This window comes from Geofilum sp. OHC36d9 (genome assembly GCF_052400685.1).
In the GTDB taxonomy this organism is placed as follows: Bacteria; Bacteroidota; Bacteroidia; order Bacteroidales; family Marinilabiliaceae; genus CAZHHH01.
In genome coordinates, this window is sequence record NZ_JBQTGJ010000001.1 from 321,392 (window position 1) to 346,748 (window position 25,357).

The following is a 25,357-nucleotide window of genomic DNA, read 5'->3' on the forward strand; positions in this document are numbered from 1 at the left end:
GGTACTTTAGGACAGGCGTTTGGAATATACGATTCGGAATTTCGGATTGCGGAGTTTGATAAATTTGAGTTTTTTGGTGTGAATGAGATCTAAAAAGCAGGCCTGACTATTGGTAAACTCTATTTTGCGTTGAGTTGTCATGCTCTTTTAATGGAAGGCAAGATCCTTTCTTCAATTTTCCCTATCTTTGAATTTCTAAAACAATAATCGGCAATGATTGACCAGTCAACGGTTGACAGGATAATGGAAACGGCACAGATTCAGATCACTGATGTGATATCTGATTTTGTGAATCTCAAGAAAAGAGGGATTAATTACATTGGTAATTGTCCTTTTCATAATGAGAAAACGCCGTCGTTTATTGTATCTCCCAATAAGGGTATTTTCAAGTGTTTTGGTTGTGGCAAGGGTGGTAATGCTGTGAATTTTTTGATGGAACATGAGCAGATCACCTTTGTAGAAGCCATAAAGCTGTTGGGACATAAGTTTCATATTCCCATTGAAGAGAAGGAGGCGACGCCGGAGGAGCAGTTGCAGCGCAACGAGCGTGAGAGTATGATGGTTGTGACCGACTATGCGACTAAATTTTTTATTAAGTCGCTCTACGAAACCGATGAGGGACAATCGGTTGGATTGGGTTATTTTCGTCAGCGAGGTTTTCGTGATGATATTATTAAAAAATTTCAGTTGGGGTATTCGCCCGAACAACGTGATGCTTTAACCAAACAGGCACAGTCGCATGGTTATAAGCTCGAATTTCTCGAGAAAACAGGTCTGTCAATTGTCCGTGATGATTATAAGGCCGATCGTTTTCGCGGGCGTGTTATGTTTCCCATTCATAGTTTGTCGGGTAAGGTTATAGCCTTTGGAGGACGGGTGCTTAAGACGGATGCCAAAACGGCCAAGTATCTGAATTCCCCGGAATCTGATATTTATCATAAGAGCCGCGTTTTGTATGGCATATACCAGGCGCGACAGGAGATTGTGCGTCAGGATCGCGCTTATATGGTGGAAGGCTATACCGATGTGTTGTCGTTTCATCAGGCAGGTGTCACCAATGTGGTGGCTTCGTCGGGCACGTCGCTTACGGTGGATCAAATTAGATTGATTTCTCGGTTTTCGCCTAATATAACCATTATTTACGATGGGGATAATGCTGGTATTAAAGCTTCCTTACGTGGTATCGATTTGGTGTTGCAGGAAGGTATGAATGTGAAGGTTTTGCTGTTGCCCGACGGTGAGGATCCCGATTCGTTTGCAAAGAAAAAAGGCGGAGAGCAGCTACAGGAATATATCAAAGCCCATGAAACTGATTTTATAAGGTTTAAAACTTCGCTTCTATTAAAAGAAAGTGAAGGCGATCCCATTAAACGGGCGCAGCTTATTCAGGATATTGTTCACACCATATCGGTCATTCCCGACCCTATTGTGCGAACGGTTTACGTTAAGGAATGCAGTAGTCTGCTGGAGGTTGACGAACCGGTTCTTTATGGTGAAATAGGTAAACTTCAGAAGCGAAAACAGGGTAAGGAGTTGGTGGCTCGCGGGGCGTCGGCGAGGCAGTCGGGCCCGCAAATGTTTAAACCCCAACAGCAGGAAACCGTTTCTAAGTCCAATTCGGCCAATCCGCTCGAAAATGAAGAACATGAAGTGTTACGATTTCTTATTAAATACGGGACTTATTCGTTGGGCCCCGTTCAGCTGGGCGATGAGGTCAGAAATATGACTGTGGCCGAGTATATTATTCATGAGTTGCGGCAGGATGAACTCCGCAGTGTCGATGAGGTTCATAACATCATCATTGATCTTTACGAGCAAAAGATGAATGAGCCGGGTTTCTCAGTTGATAAGGTGCTGGTTGGACATTCTGATCCGAGGGTCAGCTCTCTGGTCACTGATCTCATTGTTCGCGAATACCCTCTGAGTCGTATCTATAAACGTTACGGTGTCGTTAAAACAGATGAGGATGTGCTGGATGTTTTAGTGCCCAAAGTGGTGACCGAACTCAAGTGGCGGTTGGTTAAAAATCATATTGAAAAGATTGGCGAGGAATTAAGAATTGCCGAACAGGCCGGACAGAGCGATCGGGTCAATGAACTGATGACAAAGATGGTTCAGCTCCAGCAAGTAATGGTGGTTATATCCAAACAACAAGGCGAACGAACTATTATTTGATGAAATGACCGGAATGAAAGTTTTTCACACAGTGGAACGATTGTATTTTGGACGTTTCATCAGTCAATAAAAATAAATTATAAGCGGAATAAATGAAGACTGTTTTTCGGAATGAGCCCTCTTTTATTGAGAGTGTGATACGTAAGTGCGATATCTGTTTTGTGGGGATGGTGACGCCTGAAGGATTTCCTTATGTTATACCCATGAATTTTGGATTTAAGGATAATGTTATTTATCTGCACAGTGCCCCTGAGGGTCGATCAATTAGTGCTTTGGAGCACAATCCTAATGTTTGCATTACTTTTAGCACCGATCACGAACTGGCTTTTCAGCATCCTAAGGTGGCCTGTAGTTACCGTATGAAATCAAAAAGTGTATTAGCCGTTGGAAAGGTTCAGTTTGTTGAAGATATGGAGCAGAAACGAGAGGCGCTTAATATTATTATGGCGCAGTATTCGGATAAACATTTTGACTATAACGACCCGGCAGTGCGTAATGTGAAAATATGGATGGTTCCTGTCGATCAAATTAGTTGTAAGGAATTTGGGACACCTCACGAGAAATAATGTGACTGTGATTTTTGCAGAATGGTGTTGTATAAAATATGGCATTCTGGCAAAGCGTCGGTTTTAAAATATCGCCAATGGTTTTGAACTACATTTGGATAGCCTTTTTTTTGATCGCCTTTGTGGTGGCTTTGCTGCGACTTATCTTTTTGCAGGATGTGGGCATTTTTTCGGAGTTGGTGAATGCCACCTTTGATAATGCTCGTACCGGTTTTGATATATCCATAGGGCTCACAGGGGTTTTGACCTTGTGGATGGGTTTTATGAAGATCGCTGAGAAAGGCGGTATGGTTGATTTAATGTCGCGGGCTATCGGGCCTTTTTTCAGTCGTCTGTTTCCTTCGTTACCCAAAAATCATCCGGCTTATGGCAGTATGATGATGAATCTGGCGGCCAATATGCTTGGTCTTGATAATGCTGCGACTCCTATGGGCTTAAAGGCGATGAAAGAGATGCAGTCGGTTAACAAAGTGAAAGATACGGCGTCGGACGCTCAGATTATGTTTTTGGTGCTGAACACCTCAGGGCTTACGATTATTCCTGTGACTATTATGGTGTACAGGGCACAGTTTGGGGCCGCTAATCCCGCCGATATTTTTCTTCCCATATTATTAGCCACATTTTTCTCCACATTGGTGGGGCTTGTCACTGTTTCGTTGATACAGCATATTCGCTTGTGGGACAAAGTTATTCTTACTTATCTGGGGGGGATGACTTTGTTGGTTGTATCTGTCATTTGGGGTCTTTCGCAAATGGATAAAGAGCAGATGCGGGTTGTGTCGCTGCTGGCGGCTAACCTGATCTTGTTTTTATTTATTATCATTTTTATTGTGCGCGCCGTCATACGTAAGGTTAATGTGTACGAAGCTTTTATTGAGGGAGGTAAAGAGGGTTTTTTTATTGCGGTTAAAATCATTCCTTATCTGATTGCTATTTTGGTAGCGATAGGAGTTTTCCGGGCTTCTGGCGCGATGGATTTTGTTGTTGACGCCGTGGCTCGTGTCGTTGCTTTTTTGGGTGGTGACACTGATTTTGTAGGTGTTTTACCTACAGCGCTGATGAAGCCACTTAGTGGAAGCGGTGCCCGTGGAATGATGATTGATGCCATGAATACTTTTGGTGTCGATTCGTTTGTGGGCCGTCTGGCTTGTACCGTTCAGGGGGCTACCGATACCACTTTTTATATCATTGCCGTTTACTTTGGCTCTGTGGGTATTCGTAATACCCGCCATGCTTTAGTCTGTGGCCTGGCTGCCGATTTTGCCGGCATTATAGCCGCTATTCTTTTGGGCTATTTTTTCTTTAGTTGATGTTTAGGCGGATTGTTATCTTAAAACACGTTTTTTATTCCGTTAAAGTTCACTCTGAATTCTGACGGTGTACTGCCTTGTTTTTTTCTAAAAGTGCGGTTGAAATTTGAGATGTTGTTAAATCCACTTTCATAACAAATTTCTGAAATGCTTTTTGTCGTTTCAATCAGCAGACGGGTGGCATAGCCCAGTCTTATTTCGTTGACAAATTCTATGAACGATTTACCGGTACGTTGTTTTATTAAACGGCTGAATGAGACCACCGACATGTTGAGTAAATCGGCTGCTTCGTTGAGCATGATCTTATTATTGAAATTGGCTTTTACATAGTTGTATATTTTTTCAATTTTTTCACTGTTGTGGAAGTCGTTGTTGTTTTGAAATGAGATGTTTGTGAGTAAATGTTGTCCGCGTGAAATCGAAAGATCATAGAGTAATGACTGAAATTCAAGAAAGGAGTCAAACCCTCTTTTTTGTGATAATGATACAATGCGAGGTTCAATTCGTTGTGTGGTTTCTTTCGTGAATAGAATGCCTCTGTTGGCATTGGTCAAAAGATCTTTTATAGGTTTTAAAAGATTTTTGTTGATGAGTTGCCCCTCAAAAATATCACGGGGAAACTGGATGGTTATTTCATGCGCCAGTTCTTTGCCTGAATTGTGATAATTTTCCCATCCATGATAGATGTTTGGACCTACCATAACAAGTTCATAATTATCTATTTCACCTATGTGATCGCCTACAATGCGTCGCCCACCTTTTGCATTAACGATGAAGTTTAATTCATACTCCGGATGAAAATGAATCGGAAAATTAAAAAGGTTTCTTTTCCGGTCGAAAACCAGGAAACAGTCATCTTCGTTGAGTGGCGTAATTTCCCGGTGTATTGTTTCTGGTAAAGACCCCATATGTTAATATGTTTTATTGTTCGTGTACAAATTTAATAATATCTTGATCATATTGTATAGGTATATGCTATTAAGTGGTGTTTGAGATGTGTATCTGCCTGTATTTAAGTGTTGTTGTGTTGTTTATTTGGTTTTAATCAATAGTTTGTATCTTTTTATTAGCCTGTGAATGTTTTATAATTACTTGTTTTATAGTCTTTTATACTTGCTTTGTAGATGTTAAGATTTGTGCTTGTTTATTAATAATACGCAATAATGACAAGATAGTATTTTTAAAATTGGAAGCATAACAGGATCTTTGTGATACGTATTTTTTTGCTTCATTTTAAAATTGTCTCGCTATGAATAAAGTGATAGGTTTCTTTTTTTTCGTGTTTGTGATGGCTGCATGTAGTTTTGGTAAATCGTCTGAATCAGCATTCGTAAAAGTGAATGACGGGCAGTTTACGGTGAACGGTCGACCTTATTATTTTGTGGGAACAAATTATTGGTACGGTGCAATACTAGGTTCGGAAGGCGAGGGGGGAAATCGTGAGCGCCTTATTAAGGAACTGGATTTAATGCAGTCGGTAGGTATTACAAATCTGCGGGTTTTGGTGGGGGCCGAAGGTGGTGAAGAGCGCCCATGGCGTGTTTGGCCCGCTTTGATTACCGAACCTGGTGTTTACAATGATACGATACTTGACGGGCTTGATTTTTTCATGGCTGAACTTGCTAAACGCAAGATGTATGCTGTTTTATTTCTTAATAATAGCTGGGAGTGGTCGGGTGGTTATTCTCAATATCTTAAATGGAATGGTTATGGCGATATTCCTTATCCGCAGGAAGGGCATTCATGGTCTGATTTCATGACCTATGTGTCGCAGTTTCATTCTTGTCAGGCCTGCATACAACAAAATTATGATTTCATTGAGTTTATTATCAACCGAAATAATCGATACACTGGAGTAGCCTATAAAGACGACCCAACTGTTATGACCTGGGAAATAGCCAATGAGCCACGGGCTTTCTCAGATGATAACAAGGAAGCTTTTGCGCATTGGGTGCGCCAGACGGCATCGTTTATAAAAGAGCTGGCGCCCAATCAGCTGGTAACAACAGGTTCAGAGGGAGAGTGGGGCTGCGAACAGGATATGGATTTGTTTACCCGTATTCATGCCGATGAAAATGTGGATTATCTGACATTTCACATCTGGCCTAATAACTGGAGTTGGATTGATAAGAATGACATTCCCGGGACGCTTGATGTTGCCATTGATAATACGGCTACCTATTTTGAGAACCATATAAAGGTTGCCCGGGAGCTCAATAAGCCGGTGGTATTCGAAGAATTCGGGTTGCCACGCGACAATTTTTCTTTTTTGCCAGGGACTCCTACTACTTCACGTGATCGATATTATCAGTTTGCTTTCGACATGGTGTTGAAGCATGCCCGCACTAATGATGTATTGGGCGGAGTCAATTTTTGGGCTTTTGGTGGGTATGCACAACCGGTTCCCAGGCAAGTATACTGGAAAAAGGGCGACGATCTTATGGGCGATCCGCCACAAGAAGAGCAAGGTTTAAATGCCGTGTTTGCAGAAGATTCTACCATGAATTTGATTCGTATTTTTAGTGATCAACTGAAAGGAGAGTTGGGGAAATGATTAAAGGTGTTGATGTTTCCACTATAATTTAAAAATGATTAAAAAGTATTGAGATTTGTTATTTAATTATTAGGAAGTTTTATCGCAAGGTTCTAATTTTGGCTTATATTTAGTAAGTGTAATTGTTACACCAATCGTTTTTAGTGTTCTGTTAATTAGGAATGGTTGGTTTTTTTTGATTCAGAAATGCTTTTGTTAAAAAAGGTGTAAAATGATTACAAAGTATTCTGTTTTAATTCAATCACGGTTTTCTTAAAGATGCGTTTCTATTTATACTCAATTTAATTTAATTCAAAAACTATGAAAAGAAGAGATCTGATTTTGATTCTTTGCTTGTTTTTAGGATTCACCACGTTTGCCCAAAAAAGGGTGACTGGTGTAGTCTTTGATGAACAGGAATATCCTGTTCCAGGCGTTACTATCCTGGAGAAGGGAACTTCCAATGGCGTTATCACTGACATCGATGGTAATTTTGCTATTGATGTAGCAGATGATGCTTCGGTGTTGGTATTCTCTTTTGTGGGAATGGAAAAGCAAGAGGTCAGTGTTGGAACGCAAACAAATTTGCGTGTTGTGTTATCCTCGGCCACGTCCGATTTGGATGAAGTTGTGGTAGTTGGCTATGGTGTTCAGAAAAAGAAACTTACCACCGGAGCTACAATTCAGGTAAAAGGTGAAGATCTTCAAAAATTGAATACTGTGAATCCCTTAGGAGCTTTGCAAAGTCAATCTCCTGGTGTTAATATCGTGCAATCTTCAGGTATGCCGGGCGAGGGTTTTAAAGTTAATGTGAGGGGGCTGGGTACCGTTGGGAATTCTTCGCCATTATATGTTATTGATGGTGTTGCTGGTGCTGATATCAACGTGTTAAGTCCGTCCGATATCGAGTCAATCGACGTGCTTAAAGATGCTGCGTCGGCTGCTATCTATGGTGCGCGTGCTGCCAATGGGGTTATACTTGTAACTACTAAGCAAGGTAAAGCTGGTAAAATGGTTGTAAGCTACGATGGTTATTATGGGGTACAAAATGTGTATAAAATGCCTTCTTTATTGAATGCAAAAGAGTATATGCAGATGCTTGATGAATCAGCCTTTAATAATGGGTTGTCTGGTTATGACTGGGCCAGTTATTTGGGCGGGACCGATGAAGGTAGCCTCTACAACAAAATAATGAATGGTGAGTGGAACGGGACCAACTGGCTGGAAGAAATCCGTGTTAAGAATGCTGCTACGCAGAGTCATGCTTTAAGTATTACAGGCGGCTCTGACGTCAGTAAAGTTTCTTTAGGTTTTTCCTATACCCAACAGGAAGGGATTTTTGGTAAGCCTGTTCAGACAATGTATGAAAGATGGACAGCCCGTTTAAACTCTGAGCATATTGTATATAAGAATGATGCTTTTGATGTTTTTACAGTGGGTGAAAATTTGACTTATAGTTATGATTCTCGTGATGGGGCACAGCAAATAGGCAATATTTACGGTAATGACATTCATAATATGTTAGTGGCTTCGCCATTAATGCCTGTTTATGATGAGGATGGCAATTATTTTGATTTGGAAGACAAAAAAGCAACCGGGTATGAAAACTATAATACCAATGAAGCCAATCCTATTGCATATTTGGATCTGCATAATGGTCAAAATTTAAGTAAAAATTATACATTACAGGGTAATGCCTATTTTGTATTGCAACCCATTAAAGATTTGAAATTAAGAAGTAGTTTTGGCTATAAGTATCGTGGTGAAAGTTACAGATCTTATTCTCCAACTTTAGAGTTGGCCTCTTCCGGGAATGGTTTAGCTACCGAGAACGGAACCCAACAGCGCATGAGCATGGGCTTTCAATGGCAGCTGGAAAACACTATTTCTTATGTTTTTAATACCGGAGATAATTATATTGATGTGTTGATTGGACAATCCATTGAAAAGTACGGATTGGGTGAAGATATGGATGTCTATAATGCTAAGAATAGCTTTACAGGGTTCGACTATGCCTGGTTAGATAACACTTCTGGTACAACAGCCGGAGTCACGAGTATTGGAGGTTCACCCTGGACCGAAGGTGCCCTGTCTTCTTTCTTTGGCCGTGCCAACTGGAATTTTAAAGAGACTTATATGGCTTCTCTTATTATGAGAGCTGATGGTTCTTCTAATTTTGCCAGTGGAAATAGATGGGGGTATTTTCCTTCTGTTTCAGCGGGCTGGGTATTGACCAATGAAGCATTTATGGAGCGATTTGCCGGCGCCGTTGATTTTTTTAAACTTCGTGGTAGCTGGGGTCAGAATGGTAATGCCGATATTGACCCTTTCCAGTATATTGCAACAATTGGTTTTCCTAAAGAAGTGAAATACTCTTTTGGAAATGTTAAGGATGATCAAGTACAGGGTGCCTATCAGGATATTTTAGCTAGTCCTGATATTTCATGGGAAACTTCAGAGCAAATAAACATCGGTCTTGATGCCCGGTTTATTAATTCTCGTTTAGGTTTGGCTTTTGATTATTATGTAAAGACTACCAAGGATTGGTTGGTTTTAGCGCCTATTTTGGCTACAGACGGGACAAACCCATCGTTTATTAATGGTGGTGACGTGGAAAATAAAGGTGTTGAATTGGCGCTCAACTGGAACGATCAGGTTGGCGATTTCAGATATGGTGCTTCTTTAAATTTTGCTCATAACAAAAATGAGGTGACGCGTATTGCCAATAGTGAGGGCATTATTCACGGTGAAACCGACATCCTTAGCCAAGGAACTTCCGAAATGTATCGCGCCGAAGTTGGTAAACCAATTGGTTATTTTTGGGGATTTAAAACGGCAGGCATTTTTCAGAATCAAGAAGAAATTGAGGCTTATAGAGCAAGCTCCAAAGGGGTGCTCGATAATGCTCAACCAGGTGACGTGATTTTTGTTGATACGGATGAAAATGGTGTTATTAATGATGATGATAAGGTGGAAATTGGGAATCCAAATCCTGATCTCACTTTGGGATTTAATCTTAATTTGGGATATAAAGGTTTTGATTTTTCTGTCACTACCAATGGTGCTTTTGGGCAGCAGGTTGCCAAATCATACCGTTCATTCGCCGATAGTGAGAAACAAAATTATACGACCGAAATATTTGGCCGCTGGTACGGTGAAGGCACTTCCAATAAATTGCCGAGATTAACGCCTGGAACACATACCAATTGGCAAAATATCTCAGATATTTATATCGAAGATGCTGACTACGTTAAGATTCAGAATTTAACGTTAGGTTATGATTTCAAAAAACTCTTTACGAATATGCCGTTGAGTCAGGCGCGTTTATATTTTTCTGCTCAGAATCTTTATACTTTTACTAATTATTCAGGCATGGATCCAGAAGTGGGATATGGTAATGGGGACGACAGTAACTGGTCCAGAGGAATTGATTTAGGATTTTATCCAAGTCCTCGTACTTATTTGGTTGGTGTTAATCTTAAATTCTAATTGTTTATCATTATGAAGAAACTATTATATTTTGTTCTTGGAAGTGCTTTAGTTTTATTTTCAGGTTGCGATGATTTTCTGGATACTGAAAGCTATACTCGAAAGGACACAACTAATTTTCCTCAAGATGCTGAGGATGTGGAAATGGCCCTGGTTGGTGCTTACAATACTTTGAATACGGCAGTCGCCGACCCTCAAAATACTTATTTTTATGCTGCGGAACTGGCTTCTGATGATCGGTTTGGTGGCGGAGGTGAGAATGATAAGCTTATGCAGGCATGGGATAAAATTATGAATTATAGTACCGATGCTTCACAACCTTTCTGGAAAGCCAGATATTATGGCATATTTAGAACCAATAGTGTGATCAATTCCGTTGAAGATATTGGCCTTGAAGGGGATGATATCGATGTTTTGAAAGGGGAAGCTTTATTCCTTCGTGCATTCTTTTATCATGAATTGGCAGAAATGTATGGTGATGTACCTCTTTTCACGACGACCTTAACGTCTAATATTCCAAGGACAGATGTTAATTTAGTTTATGCTCAAATTGCTTCCGACCTGAAGGAATCTATTGGTCTGTTGAAATCGGAACCCTATGATAATACGGAAGCAGGGCATGTTACGAAATGGGCTGCCGAGGCTTTGATGGCTCGGGTGTTTTTGTTTTATACCGGGTTTTATGAAAAAGAGACCTTGCCTTTGGTGGATGGTTCTGCTGTCTCTAAATCTGAAGTAGTTGCCTGGCTGGAGGATTGTATTGATAATAGTGGGCATGGCTTGGTGGGCGATTTCAGAGATTTGTGGTCTTATACAAATCAATATACATTGAAGGATTGGCCTGCAATGAGCAGCGCTGTTGGGGTTGATGGTGAACCGCTGGCATGGGCCGGTGATGGAAACAAAGAATCTGTTTTCGCTATTAAGTTTTCTAATTTCGCAGATTGGAATACAACTATTGGATATTCAAATCAATATATGCTTCACTTTGGGATGCGAGGTGGACAGCCTTATGCAAACACTTTCCCATTTGGACAAGGCTGGGGAGCAGGGCCTGTTAATCCTCAGCTCATTGAGGACTGGAAAGCCTATGAAGATAATGATATTCGTCGTGACGCTTCGGTGATTGATGTTAACACTCTGCCCGATTATTCTTTCGGTGGTTGGAATGATTTTATGGAAGAGACCGATTACTGGCAGATGAAATGTATTCATGCCACGGCCAAAGATGGTACTGATGCCGATGGCAATGATGTTTATGTATCGTCATATTCTGTTCTTGAATTCGGATCAACTGATAATTTTCAGTTGGATGGGGTTAATGATTTGATGTTAATTCGTTTTGCTGATGTTTTGTTGATGCATTCAGAGTTAACTGAAACCAATAACGGAATGAATGAGGTGCGGCAGCGTGCCGGTTTATCTGGTAAGCCTTATACCTTGGAAAATTTAAAGAATGAGCGTCGTTTTGAATTGGCATTTGAAGGTCGTCGTTGGGCTGACATTCGTCGTTGGGGTGATGCACCTGATTTATTGGAAAAACAGGAAGGACAGCCGATCTATCGTGCCACCACTGCTACAACAATGAAAGCTTTTGGTGGTGGCTATCGTGCCAGATACGAGGCGACCAATGGTTTCTTTGCAATTCCTGAATCAGAAATCAATTTATCGAATGGCGTTCTGGAACAGAATCCTGGGTATATTAATGGTGATGGCGCATACCAGGGATGGCAGGGTGTTAATTAATCTATAAAATAGGAAATTATGAAAAAAATATATTTGGCATATATAGCTGCTTTTCTCATTGTTGCTTGTGATCCCATCGAAGATCGGGATCAATTAGAAGGTAACGTGGCTGTTACAGATTTAGATCTTTCGGTTGATCCAATTGTTGAAAACGGTCTTACAACAAATAGCTTTATTGTAGAGAATAATTCCCCGCTATTGAGTCGATGGATCACTGACAGAGAACAGATACAAAATTCTTATTGCACAATTTCGTGTAATACGGCTGGTGATCAGGAGGTTAAGTTTGTGGGTCTGAACGGCGATGGCTCTTTCTTGGAACAACTATTCCCGATATATGTGGACACAATGGTCAATTTACCAGCTAATGTTAAGGCACGGCTGGGAATCGAGTATGCCGATGATGGTTCCGTTGATAAAACATCGGCTCCTTATTTTTGGGGAAAGGCTGATTATACAATTGACGTTGATTATGAAATTAGCATTACTCAGGAGAAAGATGGTGATGTTTTAGGTAATAAACTGACTATTGACTGTGGGGCACCTTATTTGTGTAACTGGACGTTCGGGACTGCCGTGGCCGACAAAAATAAATGCGATATTTTTGTCACCAGTACTGGTACTTTTACGCTGAGTCTTAATTTGACAAAGTCGGATGGAACTGTTATTGAAAATGCTTTTGTTCAGGATTTTGAGGTTGAGAAATTGACCTATGTGCCGCAAGTTTTGTTTGATTTATTTGGTGACTTTGTGGCCAATCCCGATACCTCTAAGACATGGCAATGGGCGCGCAAAGGTAAAGTTTGGGCCAACGGTCCTCTCCGCGGATTTACCGATCCTGGTAGCGGATGGTGGCAAAATGAGTATGCTGACATGGTTGCGCGTCAGGACGGTGAAATGACCTTTGAATTCTCAGATTTGTCTCTGACTAAAGTTGTTACAGGTGGCGATGAAACTATCGATGCCCCAGGAGAATACAAAGGTGGTGTTGTCGTTGATCTCGGGACCAAAACAGAAGGTTATTCTGTAGGTACAATTAAGTTGGACGGTATTACTATATTGAATGGAGTTGATGTTAATGATGGCAATAAGGCTTTTGTTGAAGTCTCTTTGGTTAAAGCATCAGCAAATACTTTGATATTAGGAGGTGATAGCGATGGAACAGGACAAACCTGGTTGTATAAATTTGAAAATGCCAATCCAGTAGAATAAGTAAATCATTTTAATTAGTTTAGCCCGGAGTATCTTCTCCGGGCTATTTTTTACAGTGTAATGATTGTGTTTATTTTATGGTAATATGAAGTGGTTTATATTTTTTTTATTCTGTTTTTTCGGATGTTCTGATAATTACATAAGTTATACTGTTCAAGGAACAGTTCCGAATGTTTCTTTTAGTGGGGAGTATATTTATTTATTTCCTTTCAATAATAATGATCTTTCAATGCTTGACTCTGTGCTTGTTGTTGACAGATCTTTTGTGTATCATGGCCTGGCCGACTCGGTTTATATGATGGTTGTGAGGGCTCGTAATCCTAATTCTCGTTTCGAATTGGAAGATATGTTATTTATTACCCAACCTGGAGATATTACAATTAATTTAAGTGAAAGTAGTTTTGTTAGTGGAACGCCATTAAATGATTCTATTCAAAAGTGGAAAGATGGCAAGGATATATATCGGGAAAAATTAATGAAGATGGGCGATGATGCTACTGTCGATTCTAATGTTAAGGGAGAAATTATCGAATTTCATTATCAGATGGCTTTAAATAACAAAGGAAACCCTTTTGGTCGTTTTGTCGTTTCTATGATGGGCAATTTGTTTAGTGAAGAGCAACTGTCTGAACTATCTCAGTAATCCGTTGCCTATATTGTACTCTAATTTAGGTCTTCGATTTGTTTTTTAGAATGTAACTAGTAACATATGATTAAGAAATTTCTACGGGGAAGGATAGCAGAATCTGTATTGGGGTCTGGTTTATTTGGCATTTTTGTGTTGGTTTTCTATGCATTTTTTTATCCGTATCATCTTCATTTTCAAGAGCAATTTCAGCTATTTATTTATACCGACGATTATCTTTTTTCGTTTATCAAAAGACCGGGGGGCTTAAGTGATCTTTTGGGTAATTTTTTAGTGCAGTTTTATTTTTACTCATGGATAGGGGCTTTTGTGATCGCGTCTTTGCTTGTTTCTCTGCAAGTTTTAGTTTTACGTCTTATATTGCGTTTTCATGCTGGAGCGTATCAGTCCTTTTTTTTACCGCTTTCATTTATACCTGCAATTCTATATTGGGCTTTGTTATGTAATGAAGATTATTTATTGGGTGGTTTAGTGGCGTTGGTGTTAATTTCCTGGTTGATGTTACTTTATGCCAGAGTTTCTACGCGCTGGGGAAAAGTAATATTAGCTTTTGTTCTTTTACCGGTTTTTTATTGGATGGTAGGAGGAATTATCCTCTTTTACGTCATTTTTATTCTATTATATGAATGGTCTCATAAAGAGTCTAAGTTTCTTTTTTTTCTCAGTTATGCTTTAATAGCTTTTGGGCTGATTTATATGGTCGCTATTTTGGCTAAAGGGCCTTTGGGGTTAATGTATCCTACTCCTTTCCTACTCGTTGGCGTGCGTTTTTTTAGGTATCCTGCAATATTGCCTGTTATAGTTGGCATAGTCGCATTGGCGGTGGTTTTTATTCCTTTTTTTAGTCGGTCTATTATAGGTAAATCGGGATGTAATGTGAAGCTGATTCTTTTTTCTCATTGGTTTCTGCTCATTGTGGGTAGCGCTATACTGATTCATTTTTCAGCAGATATGGACAAAGAAGAAATAATGGCTTATGATTTTAATATACGTATGCGTCGGTGGTCGCAGGTTGTTGATATGGCTGAACAGAAAGCGCCTTCGTCACCTTTGACTGTTGCATGCCTAAACCTGGCCTTAGCCAAAACGGGGCTGATCGGCGATAAATTGTTTTCGTATTATCAGAATGGGACCCAAGGGTTAATTCCGGATTTTAAAAGAGATTATCTGTCTTCTTCTGTTACAGGTGATATTTATTACCATTTGGGGATGATTAATACCTCACAAAGATATGCTTTTGAGGCCATGGAGGCTTTGCCTGATTATCAAAAAAGTGTTCGGTCGGTGAAGCGGTTGGCAGAAACAAATTTAATCAACGGGAACTATGACCTTAGCCGTAAATATCTTCGATTGCTTAGCCGTACAACCTATTATAAAAAATGGGCGCGCTTGGTCTTAGATCGCATTGGCGATGAGGATTTTATTAATTCACAAGAGGAATGGGGTTCATTAAGACGGTTTAAACCAACCAAAGATTTCTTTTTTAGCGAAAGGGAGAAAGATATGATGCTGGGCTTGCTCTTTACTCATAACCCAAGCAATAAATTGGCCTTTGATTATCTGTTGGCTTACTGTTTGTTGAATAAGGATTTGCCGCATTTTGTGGAATATTTCCCTTTGGGACTGCATCTTTTTCAGCACCGTATACCGAAAAATTATCAGGAGGCCATTTTTATGTATAATGAATTGGTTACTAATGAGGCAGACTTAATTAATATCCCAATTGATGATGTAGTTAAAAGACGCTTTGTGCAGTATGCACAAATTTATAATAGTTCGGATAATGCGAAGCATATTTTAAAGTCGGACTTTGGAGATACTTTTTGGTGTTATTTGCATTTTTAATCGTTGGGTTTTTAACAAGTGAAATTATGGGTTTAAAAGCTATTGTTAAATTATTTTTGGGCGTAATAGTGTTGTGTACTTCCTGCAGTGACTCTGTTAATATTGTTGAACGTCCTGTTTTGCCTGATATTTTTCCTGATTATGTTGGTGTGACTGTGCCTGTTTCCATAGCGCCGCTTAATTTTCGGATTGAAGGTGATTTTACTAAAATTTCGGTCACCTTTTCCGGATCTAAGGGCGATTCTTTTGTTGTAGAGGGTGATAATGCAATTGCAATTCCCGCTAAAAAGTGGAATAAATTATTGTTGGCTAACAGCGGAGATAGCATCCTGATTTCTGTATTGGGCCATCAGGCCGGAGAGTGGATTCGATTTGCTCCTTTTTCTGTTTACATTAGTGACGACCCTATAGACGGCAGTTTAGTATATCGCCGAATTGCACCAGGTTACGAGGTTTATAGTCACATGGGGATTTTCCAGAGAGAGTTGTCAAATTTTGATGAGAAATCGTTAGTTGAAAACACGCTCTTCACGGGGTCTTGCATGAACTGTCATACTTTTAATAATAACGACGGCTCTGAGATAATGTTTCATGTACGTGGTAAAGTTGGAGGTACTATCATTAAAACCGATAGCGGAATTGTGAAGCTCAATACCAAAACGGAATTTACAATGGGGAAATTTCAATATTCTTATTGGCATCCTTCTAAGAAGTATATTGCCTATTCGGTTAATAAAACCTCTCAAACTTTTCATACTGCTGATGCGAATCGGGTTGAAGTATTTGATGCGGCTTCTGATGTTGTAGTATACGATTTGGAAAATAACAATATTATAACCAGTGATTTGTTATTTTCAGACGGTAGCTTTGAAACGTGGCCTATGTTTTCGGCAGATGGAAGAAGTCTTTACTTTGCATCTGCTTCGGCAAAGTTGGTGCCTCAGGAACTCAAAGAGATTAAGTATAGTTTATGTCGTATTGCTTTTTATCCTGAAGACGGAACATTCGGTTCTGATGTTGATACTTTAATTAATGCGACAATGACAAATAAGAGTATTGCCTTCCCAAGAATGTCTCCTGATGGGAAGTATATAATGGTTACTCAGTTTGATTATGGTAATTTCCCTATCTGGCATAAAGAAGCTGATTTATATCTGCTTAATTTGAGCTCGGGGGACTATTTTCCTTTAGCTGAAGTGAACAGTGGCGATGTGGAGAGCTATCACGGTTGGTCTTCCAATGGTAGGTGGTTTGTTTTTAGTAGTCGTAGAGTTAATGGACTCTACACGATGCCGCATATCGCTTATTTCGGCAAAGATGGCAAACTGGGAAAACCTTTCCTCCTACCTCAAAAAGATCCTAATTATTACGATAACTCATTTTATTCTTTTAACATACCCGAATTTGTTAGAGGGGAAGTTAATATTGATGTTCGCGAACTGGAAAATGTCATTAATAGCCCTGGTCAGGACGTTCGATTTACGGATGGAAAACAGATGGTTGAGGATAAAAATTGAACCCTAAAAAATTGGCATTTATTAAATAGTGCTTGCAAGAAAGGCCAGATTCTTTGTTATGATTGTCCTTAAAGAGATCATTAACCAAAGTGATTTTACCTTTTTTAGACTTCGCAAGCCTTTAATTTAAATATTTCTTATCAAGCAACTGAGTTTTTTGCTGATATTATACAGCAAACTAAAAAAGGGTAGTCTTGTAAAATGAATAGAATTTATTCAATAGTTGAACCGGAAAAAGATGGAACTTTTGAGGCGCAATTAGGTCAATGTCTGAACTCTATAGATCAGTGCGCTGATGCAAATTCTCAATTGTATAGATTAGTGTTTTTTGTGTCCGTAAATTCCAGATCAGAATATGTAAACTACTACGGTTTGGTGGCTAAATCGGTCTATGATAGATGGGGAGAGGGTAGTCCTGTCTTTTCGGTTATTGCGCAATCACCACTCGGGGCGTGTAAAATCAGAGTCGAAGCCGCATGGATTAGTTGTGTGGTAACTGTTAATCGTTTGATCATTAATGAGAAGAGGGTTGTTGAGCTCGTTTTTCCTGATGGAGTCAGAGAGGTTTGGGCGGCTGTACATAGCGATTGGGGCGCTGATTGTGGCGTTTTTGATTCAGCAAATGTCGCTTTTGAAAATATGAGAGACATCCTGAAGGAATTTGGTTTTACTTTTAATCATGTTGTCCGCCAATGGAATTATATCCCCGGCATTTTACAATGCCATGATTTTCAGAAGCAGTTGTCGCAGAATTACCAGCTGTTTAATGAAGTTAGAAGCTATTATTATTCTATTTACCGAACGAAGGATGGATTCCCTGCTGCGACAGGTATTGGAACTTCTTTTGGCCCAGTCTGCATTGAATTTTGTGCTTTATCGGATGATGTGGATTCTTATCCGGTTTTTAATCCTGCACAAGTAAATCCATATCAATATGGTCAATTAGTTTTAGGGTCAGGGTCGGCCCAGGGTATGGACAAGAAGCAACCGCCTCAATTTGAACGCGCCAGGCTTGTGTTGTCAGGAAGTCAGTCTTTTGTTTACGTTTCGGGTACAGCCTCTATAAAAGGAGAGCTTACTGTTGGCGTTGATGATGTTGTACATCAAACCCGCACAACTATTTCTTTATTAGAGCAGTTAACAGCCGTTGAAAATTTAAATAGGAGTTTAAATGGTCAGACTATCTCTGAGGCTCATTGGTGTCTTGTTCGTGTTTATATTAAGAATCAAGAAGATTTCATCCTTGTTCGCAAAATATGTTTAGATTATTTTGGCGAAAAGGTTGCAATGTTTTGCGTGCAAGCTGATGTTTGTAGGGATAATTTGTTGGTCGAAATTGAAGGTGTGATGTCGATATCATGTTCCAATTAGTTTGACTGGTTTCTTTGGTTTCAGGAGAATACTTTACGTTTTTGGTAACAGTCTCTTTTATTGTGATATTGCATCTAATTTGCTTGTTTATAGTTGTCTATATCTGAGGCCAAAAATGGTTGTAAAAACTTGTTTTTTTAGGCTTATCGTATAGCTTTTGATGTAAAATTGTCTTTCTTAATAAGTCGGAGATTTCTTTAATCTTTACAATAGCGGTTTCACTCACGATATTTTTTAAGTTTTAATGTCTACCGTAAGGAATATTACCATTTTATCTGATTTTGATAAAATAGTATTTGTGTCAAATAGCAATTTCTTTGATACGGGAAGTTGTTTTTTTTATCAGTTATTAATAAAGGATTGTTTTAAGGTAAAAATATTTGATGCGGTTTTTTGGCTAAATGGTATCCTTTAGCTCGTTATTATTCAGATTTTTCGTACTTGTTATTTTCGGTTTTTACATTGTGATGAGTTGTTGGGTTAATATAAATTATTTGTTCTTTTATTGTTAATAGACATTAACAGAAAAATATAATTGTATAAAATTTGGATAAAATAGTATTAGTAGAAAGGTTGCTTTAAGTTTAAATTTATAAATTATTTACTGAATGTTATGGAGTCATGCTACTTTAGTGTAACTATTTTACTATGTATTGATTACGCATAACTTGAGTTTTGTAATTTTTAAAATTAATCTTATGTCCAAAAAAATGCGTTTGTTATCTGTTTTTATTTTGTTTTTTAGCCATTTTTTGGTTTTTGGACAAACAAAAACAGTGACAGGAAGGGTGACGGATAATTCCAATGAACCTTTACCCGGTGTTTCAATTGTTATTGAGGGCACTACTAATGGAGTAGTGACCGATATAGATGGTAATTATAGTATTCGTTTGACCGAAGGTCAGAGTGTTTTACTTTTTAGTTTTATCGGTTTTGACGTTCAGCATGTTGATGTTGGTGACCGTACGGTTGTCAATGTTGTTTTGCAGAACTCTGATCTCAGGCTTGATGAAGTGGTTGTGGTTGGTTATGGAACCATGAAAAAAAGTGATTTGTCAGGCGCTGTTGTACAGGTTAAAAGTGAAGAGTTGATGAAAGGAAACCCTGTTAGTAGCATTAATCAAGCCATGCAAGGCAAACTGGCCGGAGTTACCGTAAGTCAAAACGACGGCGCACCTGGAGCAGGAGTTTCTGTTCTTATTCGGGGAACGAATTCTTTTTCAACCAGTTCCCAGCCATTGTATATTGTTGATGGTGTTCCATTCGGAACGGCAGGAACCCCTTCAAGTGATGCCAATAGCAACAATAACCAATCGGCTAACCCACTGGCTCTGATTAACCCGCATAATATAGAATCTATTGAGGTGTTGAAAGATGCCTCGGCTACCGCCATTTATGGTTCCAGAGGGGCTAATGGTGTGATTATTATTACAACTAAAAGAGGATCGGCGGGAAACGATAAGATTGAAGTTTCGGCTAATTTTAGTGTTTCAGAAATTGGCAAGCGTGTAGAGATGCTTGATGCCTACCAGTATTCTAGCTATATTAATGAACAAACACTTAATGATGCACAGTATCTCGGGTCTTCGTATACTAATTTGCCTTACCCCGGAACCTGGGCTTATAGCTATGACGGTGAAGGAAATATTATTCCGGAGACGGGGAAATATACGCCAATTCCCAAAGATTATCTTAATCCCAGAACGATCTATGATAGCTACGGTAATTCATCAGTTATAAGTAGTACCGATTGGCAGGATGAAATTTATCAAACAGGTTTTTCGCAGGAATATAACGTAGGTGTTTCTGGTGGTAGTGACAATGGATGGCATTCTTTCTCGGGTAACTATATGGATCAGGAAGGTATTATATATGGATCAGGTTATGATCGTTACTCTTTATCAATGAATATTGGTAAAAAGATGGATGACTGGATTGAAATTGGTATGACTTTGAACTATACTAATTCTACGACCAATTTTGCAAAAAGTAATGCTTATGATTATAGTATTATTCGTTCTGCGTTAATTTTTCCGCCAACTTACGATCCGGGTGTGGAAGCAAACGTTTCTGACGAACTTAGCTGGCTGGCTGCAAATCCTTATATGTACGTGAGAACCACCAAGGATGAGTTGGTTTCAAATAATGTATTTTCTTCAAGTTACGCCGAATTGAAGTTTACCGATTACCTTAAATTTAGGCAGAATATAGGTCTCTCTTATTCTAATAATAATCGAAGTACTTATTATGGACGTCATACCCAGGAAGGGCGTGAACCTACCAATGGACTTGCAGGGCAGAGTGATAATTGGTGGCGGGGCACTACTGCAGAATCAATTTTGACTTTTAATAAAATATTTAATAACATTCATAATATCAATGCGGTAGGAGCATTTACCTATGAAGAAGGAAATTATGGAAGTAAATCGATGACAGCGAAGAATTTTCCTTCGGATGAGACGGGTGAGTATGATATGAGTCAGGGGCTGGAACCACAGGCTTTACAAAGCGGTCGTGGACAAAACAAGTTGGTTTCGTTGCTGGGTCGTGTTAATTATGTACTTAATGGAAAGTACATATTTACGGCTTCCTTTCGTCGTGATGGATCCAGCAAATTTGTTGAAGGGAATAAGTTTGCCAATTTCGCTTCAGGTGCTGTAGCCTGGCGTTTGTCTGAAGAGCCATTTGTTAAAAATCTCAATGTCTTTAGTAATTTGAAACTGAGAGGTAGTTTTGGTCAAACGGGAAACCAGGGTATTAGCAGTTATCAGACACTACCAGTACTTGCGACAGCAAATTATCCGCTTGGAGGATCTTTAAGCAGCGGTTTTGCTGAACAAAGCTGGCGTGGTCCCCTGAATCCCGATTTAGTATGGGAAACAACCGATCAATATAATGGGGGAATCGATTTTGGTTTTTTGGATAACAAAATCAGTTTTACCGTTGACTATTATTATAAAAAGACGTCTGATTTATTGCAGAATGTAAAGATTTCTAATAGCACCGGATTTAGTGGCATGTGGACTAATTTTGGAACTGTTTTGAACGAAGGTCTTGAACTTAGCGGTAATTTTAATGTGTTTACCAATCCTCTCTTTAAATGGAGTATTGATGCCAATATGTCTTTTAACCGCAATGAGATTGGTGGACTTCATGCCGACCAGTTTGCTCAGGAATTATGGTATTCTGCTGATCAGGCATTTATTCAACGCAATGGAATGCCTATCGGTGCTATTTATGGTTTTGTTGAAGATGGTTTTTACGATAATGAGGCAGAGGTGCGCTCTCGAAAAGAGTACGAAGGGGCTGCTGATGCCGTTGTTAAAGCGATGGTTGGTGAAATTAAATATCGGGATTTGGACAACGATGGGTACATTACCGATGTAGACAGAACGATTATTGGTGATACCAATCCTGATTATGTCTTTGGGTTAACCAACAACTTTTCATATCGGGATTTAACTTTAAGCTTCTTTATTCAGGGGTCTGTTGGAAACGATATTTTTAATGGTAACCTAATGGATATTAAAATGAGTAACATCGGCAATGTTACTGAGGATGCATATAATCATAGATGGACTGCTGATAATACCGCGAATGCCCAATGGCCTAAAGCCACGGGCGGTTATTCTCGTGTATGGAAATTATCCGATCGTTATGTTGAGGATGGTTCCTACATTCGGTTGAAAAATATTAATCTGGGTTACAACCTTCCTTCAATAGTTAAAGGCGTTCAGAGTATTAATATATATGGAAGTATTACCAACTTGTTAACCATTACTAATTATAGTTGGTTCGACCCTGACGTAAATGCCTTTGGAACTGATGCCTCAAGAAGAGGCGTGGATATATATTCGTATCCAAGTGCCAGAACTTATTCCTTGGGGGTTAAAGTTACTTTCTAATCATAAAAAAATTGTGTGTGATGAACAAAAAAATAATATACTTTGCTTCCTTAGTCTTTTCTATAGGAATCATTACAGGATTATCTTCCTGTGAGGAGATGCTTGAAGAAAAGCCATTTGACTTTATCAGTGGCGTGGAAGATTCTGATGCTGGTGCTGATCAACTGGTTATTGGAACCTATAGTTATCTTCTTGATGATATGTTCAGGTGGGATGAGTTTCCTAAAGTCTTGGATATGGATTGTGATTATGCGACGGGTCCTGACTGGTCTCTTTCCGAAATTGGAGCCGGAAATTTTCAAGGAACGATGGATCCTGTGTGGAATAAATCTTATACCTTAATTCATCGTGCTAATAATGCAATAGAAGTGATTAGCACAATGGGAAACGTTTCGGAGAGTAAAAAATTAAATGATCTGGGTGAACTAAAGTTTCTTAAAGCGTGGGCCTATTTTTTATTGGTTAGAGCTTATGGTGATGTTCCTATCTATTATGAGTCTGTCAATCAGGGAACTGACTTTAATCAGCCGCGGCAATCCATAGCTACTGTTTATGAATACATTATTGAATTGTTGAAAGAGGCTGAAAAGGGGATGTATACCAATCAGAATTCAAATTATGTGGAAGGTCGCGCTTCTGCTGGCGCTGCGGCTTCTTTGTTGGCTAAAGTATATGTTACCATTGCCTCGGCCTCATTGCCGTCAGGTGATGTTATAGTTAAAGGAGGAGTACCTTATGTTGAGGTCGATGGTGAAAAGGTTTTTACCAACCCCGTTAGTACCACTTTTACAAAGAATCAGGTAGCAGGATATGAGACATTTGATTCTAAGGAATATTTCCGTTTAGCCATGGAGAAGGCCGAGCAGGTGATGAATAAAGAGTACGGCGAGTACGGCTTGCTTAGTTTTGATAATTTGTGGTCACAGGCTTATAAAAACAAGACGGAACATATATGGAGTATCCAGGCCAAATCAGGAGATAGTAAATATGGTATGGGCCTGACGCTTTATTATACCGGTATTGAAAATTCTTCGGGTGTAGTTATTACTGGACTCTGGCATGGTTTGCGTGACCATTGGTACAAGCTTTTCGAAAAAAATGATCTTCGCGTAGCTGATGGCGTTATTCACCGCTGGATACGTTCATACCAAGATACCGAACAATGGCAGGGAGGCTCTTTTTATCCTAATAACGATGAGTGGTCTATTAAAGCACGCGGGTATTATGTGACGGGTGAAGATACTGTCAGAACCGACCCAATTACAGGTGAGCCATTTCAAAAGGACCCTTTGTTTGATGATGGACGCGACTATCAAAATGATAATAGCTCTGCCTACATTGCATTTCTTACTAAATATTATGATGCATCAGACCGTACTCAAAGTAAAACTGACGTTAATTGGCCTGTTTTGCGATATGCAGATGTGTTACTTACTTATGCTGAAGCTGCCAACGAATACAATGGTGCACCAACAGCTGAAGCTTTAAATGCGCTTAATTTGGTAAGAGGAAGAAGTAGTGCTTCTTTGAAGAGTTTGGATGGCGCCAGTGGTATTGGCGATTTGGTTAGTTTCAGATCGGCTGTACTTGAAGAAAGAGCCCGGGAATTAGCTCTCGAAGGCGATAGACGTTGGGATTTGATTCGTTGGGGTATTTATTTGCAGGTTATGAATAGTATTGGTGGAAATGATGAGGTAGGCATTCGTAAAATTAGGGAAGAAAAGCATTTGCTATACCCAATACCCACCGATGAGGTGCTAAACAATTCAGCTATTAATAAGAATAATCCCGGTTGGTAGTGTGTGATAGTTCATTTGAATTATTAACAATCGGACAAATTGATGTGATATGAAAAATTTTAAATTTCTGAACAAATTTTTATGGGGAGCGTCATTTTTATTGTTGACGGTCTTCTCTTGTGAGGATATTGTTACATATAACGATGGTTATGACGACCAGCTTACTTCCACCGGCGCTCCGGTAATCGATAGTATTACTTATATGCCAGGTGAAACCGCTATTGAGACGGCTTCTTTAGACGAAATGATAGCTATTTATGGTTCAAATCTGAGCAACGTTGAATCGGTTTTATTTAATGATGTTGAGGCTGATTTGAAATTAATTTATGCAGTTAATTCGAGGATCGTGTTGCCTGTGCCACGTGAGTTTCCGGAAGTGGTTACCAATAAGATAACTTTAAAGACGAAGTTGGGATCCACGGAGACTGATTTTATGGTTAGTATTCCTCAATTGCAGGTTACTGGTTTGTACAATGAATTTGCAACCGCAGGGGATACCGTCAAAATTTTAGGTAAGAATTTCGATCTCTACGATATTTCGGAGGAGTCGGGCGTTGTTAAAATTAATGACTCGCAGGTGCCCATTCTTGAGTCCTCAGCTGAGTATCTGATTGTTAAAATACCGGAAGGAACACCCGATGCAGCAATTATTTCTGTTAGCAGTCCTTCAGTGGACGTGCCGCGTGAAATTTCTTTCAGAGATAAAGGTTTTCAGATCCTGAACTTTGAAGGCACATGGGGAGATACGGATTTGTTTAAGACGGATGGGTCCAACACGGGTGACCCTGTTTTACCTTCAGGCATTGATGCAATGTTAAGAATTACTGGTTCTTTTGATGCGTGGTCGTGGAATGTTCCATACGGAGGCGGATTTAATTTCTCTGATCAGGAAATGAGCGACAATATGGATGATTACTATTTCAAATTTGAAATGCTGACGAAGAGTAATAAGTCATTGGCCATTGGTAATCTGATTATTAATGGGTATAGCTGGAATCCAGGAGCTGGAGGAGTCGCGTTTAACACATATAATAAATGGAAAACAATGACGTTTGAACTCACTGATATTTTTTCTGCCCTGGTGGTTGGCGATTGGAATGGCTTTAATATTGTTTTTCAACCTTCTGATGCAGTGGAGCCTGATTTTAGCGTTTGCAATATGCGTATCGTGAAAAAGTTGTGATGTTTTAATACCTACAGGAGTTGTGAATGAGTACATCCTGTTAATTTAATTTATATGACA

The 25,357-nt window shown here is 39.4% G+C and carries 15 protein-coding genes; 14 read left to right on the forward strand and 1 reads right to left on the reverse strand.

From position 1 onward, the window contains the following. Positions 1-213 precede the first annotated feature (213 nt). From dnaG to ACT3CD_RS01215, 3 genes are all read left to right on the forward strand, one after another. Positions 214-2,175 carry a DNA primase gene (dnaG, locus tag ACT3CD_RS01205; RefSeq protein ID WP_444642140.1) on the forward strand — a complete coding sequence of 654 codons (1,962 nt, stop codon included), beginning with the start codon at positions 214-216 and terminating at the stop codon, positions 2,173-2,175. A 92-nt stretch (positions 2,176-2,267) separates the two neighbouring features. Further along, positions 2,268-2,741: a pyridoxamine 5'-phosphate oxidase family protein gene (locus tag ACT3CD_RS01210; protein ID WP_444642142.1), complete on the forward strand. Its 474-nt coding sequence runs from the start codon at positions 2,268-2,270 to the stop codon at positions 2,739-2,741. Between the two features lie 77 nt (positions 2,742-2,818). After that, positions 2,819-4,051 (forward strand): nucleoside recognition domain-containing protein, encoded by a 1,233-nt coding sequence (locus ACT3CD_RS01215; protein WP_444642144.1) that lies wholly within the window; start codon positions 2,819-2,821, stop codon positions 4,049-4,051. Positions 4,052-4,071: 20 nt separating this feature from the next. On the opposite strand, the gene ACT3CD_RS01220 is transcribed toward ACT3CD_RS01215, so the two are convergent. Further along, positions 4,072-4,959 carry an AraC family transcriptional regulator gene (locus tag ACT3CD_RS01220; RefSeq protein WP_444642146.1) on the reverse strand — a complete coding sequence of 296 codons (888 nt, stop codon included), beginning with the start codon at positions 4,957-4,959 and terminating at the stop codon, positions 4,072-4,074. Positions 4,960-5,300: 341 nt separating this feature from the next. Here ACT3CD_RS01220 and ACT3CD_RS01225 point away from each other — a divergent pair, with 341 nt between their 5' ends. The 11 genes from ACT3CD_RS01225 (at position 5,301) to ACT3CD_RS01275 (ending at position 25,297) form a co-directional block, all read left to right on the forward strand. Next, complete coding sequence (locus ACT3CD_RS01225; protein WP_444642147.1) at positions 5,301-6,605, forward strand: glycoside hydrolase 5 family protein; 1,305 nt, start codon at positions 5,301-5,303, stop codon at positions 6,603-6,605. A gap of 300 nt (positions 6,606-6,905) precedes the next feature. Then, a complete protein-coding gene (locus tag ACT3CD_RS01230; protein WP_444642149.1) occupies positions 6,906-10,073 on the forward strand; it encodes a SusC/RagA family TonB-linked outer membrane protein in 3,168 nt (1,055 codons plus the stop codon). Between the two features lie 12 nt (positions 10,074-10,085). Next, positions 10,086-11,819, forward strand: a complete 1,734-nt coding sequence (locus ACT3CD_RS01235; RefSeq protein WP_444642151.1) for a RagB/SusD family nutrient uptake outer membrane protein — start codon at positions 10,086-10,088, stop codon at positions 11,817-11,819. Positions 11,820-11,837: 18 nt separating this feature from the next. Then, positions 11,838-13,031, forward strand: a complete 1,194-nt coding sequence (locus ACT3CD_RS01240) for a hypothetical protein (protein ID WP_444642153.1) — start codon at positions 11,838-11,840, stop codon at positions 13,029-13,031. A gap of 85 nt (positions 13,032-13,116) precedes the next feature. Further along, positions 13,117-13,674, forward strand: a complete 558-nt coding sequence (locus ACT3CD_RS01245) for a DUF4369 domain-containing protein (RefSeq protein WP_444642155.1) — start codon at positions 13,117-13,119, stop codon at positions 13,672-13,674. A gap of 66 nt (positions 13,675-13,740) precedes the next feature. Next, positions 13,741-15,522, forward strand: a complete 1,782-nt coding sequence (locus tag ACT3CD_RS01250) for a DUF6057 family protein (protein ID WP_444642157.1) — start codon at positions 13,741-13,743, stop codon at positions 15,520-15,522. 26 nt (positions 15,523-15,548) lie between these two features. After that, positions 15,549-17,039, forward strand: a complete 1,491-nt coding sequence (locus ACT3CD_RS01255; protein ID WP_444642159.1) for a TolB family protein — start codon at positions 15,549-15,551, stop codon at positions 17,037-17,039. A gap of 201 nt (positions 17,040-17,240) precedes the next feature. Further along, positions 17,241-18,410: a chorismate transformation enzyme, FkbO/Hyg5 family gene (locus ACT3CD_RS01260; protein ID WP_444642160.1), complete on the forward strand. Its 1,170-nt coding sequence runs from the start codon at positions 17,241-17,243 to the stop codon at positions 18,408-18,410. A gap of 698 nt (positions 18,411-19,108) precedes the next feature. After that, on the forward strand, positions 19,109-22,315 hold the full coding sequence (locus ACT3CD_RS01265; RefSeq protein ID WP_444642162.1) for a SusC/RagA family TonB-linked outer membrane protein: 3,207 nt from the start codon (positions 19,109-19,111) through the stop codon (positions 22,313-22,315). Positions 22,316-22,335: 20 nt separating this feature from the next. After that, a complete protein-coding gene (locus tag ACT3CD_RS01270) occupies positions 22,336-24,114 on the forward strand; it encodes a RagB/SusD family nutrient uptake outer membrane protein (RefSeq protein ID WP_444642163.1) in 1,779 nt (592 codons plus the stop codon). A gap of 49 nt (positions 24,115-24,163) precedes the next feature. Beyond that, complete coding sequence (locus tag ACT3CD_RS01275) at positions 24,164-25,297, forward strand: glycan-binding surface protein (protein WP_444642165.1); 1,134 nt, start codon at positions 24,164-24,166, stop codon at positions 25,295-25,297. The last annotated feature ends 60 nt before the right edge of the window (positions 25,298-25,357 follow it).

What these genes read in the sequence shown, in the direction of transcription:
- ACT3CD_RS01220 (WP_444642146.1), bottom strand. Translation starts at nt 4,959, where the DNA reads ATGGGGTCTTTACCAGAAACAATACACCGGGAAATTACGCCACTCAAC.
- ACT3CD_RS01250 (WP_444642157.1), top strand. Translation starts at nt 13,741, where the DNA reads ATGATTAAGAAATTTCTACGGGGAAGGATAGCAGAATCTGTATTGGGG.
- ACT3CD_RS01260 (WP_444642160.1), top strand. Translation starts at nt 17,241, where the DNA reads ATGAATAGAATTTATTCAATAGTTGAACCGGAAAAAGATGGAACTTTT.
- ACT3CD_RS01235 (WP_444642151.1), top strand. Translation starts at nt 10,086, where the DNA reads ATGAAGAAACTATTATATTTTGTTCTTGGAAGTGCTTTAGTTTTATTT.
- ACT3CD_RS01230 (WP_444642149.1), top strand. Translation starts at nt 6,906, where the DNA reads ATGAAAAGAAGAGATCTGATTTTGATTCTTTGCTTGTTTTTAGGATTC.
- ACT3CD_RS01225 (WP_444642147.1), top strand. Translation starts at nt 5,301, where the DNA reads ATGAATAAAGTGATAGGTTTCTTTTTTTTCGTGTTTGTGATGGCTGCA.
- ACT3CD_RS01215 (WP_444642144.1), top strand. Translation starts at nt 2,819, where the DNA reads ATGGTTTTGAACTACATTTGGATAGCCTTTTTTTTGATCGCCTTTGTG.
- ACT3CD_RS01240 (WP_444642153.1), top strand. Translation starts at nt 11,838, where the DNA reads ATGAAAAAAATATATTTGGCATATATAGCTGCTTTTCTCATTGTTGCT.
- dnaG (WP_444642140.1), top strand. Translation starts at nt 214, where the DNA reads ATGATTGACCAGTCAACGGTTGACAGGATAATGGAAACGGCACAGATT.
- ACT3CD_RS01210 (WP_444642142.1), top strand. Translation starts at nt 2,268, where the DNA reads ATGAAGACTGTTTTTCGGAATGAGCCCTCTTTTATTGAGAGTGTGATA.
- ACT3CD_RS01265 (WP_444642162.1), top strand. Translation starts at nt 19,109, where the DNA reads ATGTCCAAAAAAATGCGTTTGTTATCTGTTTTTATTTTGTTTTTTAGC.
- ACT3CD_RS01245 (WP_444642155.1), top strand. Translation starts at nt 13,117, where the DNA reads ATGAAGTGGTTTATATTTTTTTTATTCTGTTTTTTCGGATGTTCTGAT.
- ACT3CD_RS01255 (WP_444642159.1), top strand. Translation starts at nt 15,549, where the DNA reads ATGGGTTTAAAAGCTATTGTTAAATTATTTTTGGGCGTAATAGTGTTG.
- ACT3CD_RS01270 (WP_444642163.1), top strand. Translation starts at nt 22,336, where the DNA reads ATGAACAAAAAAATAATATACTTTGCTTCCTTAGTCTTTTCTATAGGA.
- ACT3CD_RS01275 (WP_444642165.1), top strand. Translation starts at nt 24,164, where the DNA reads ATGAAAAATTTTAAATTTCTGAACAAATTTTTATGGGGAGCGTCATTT.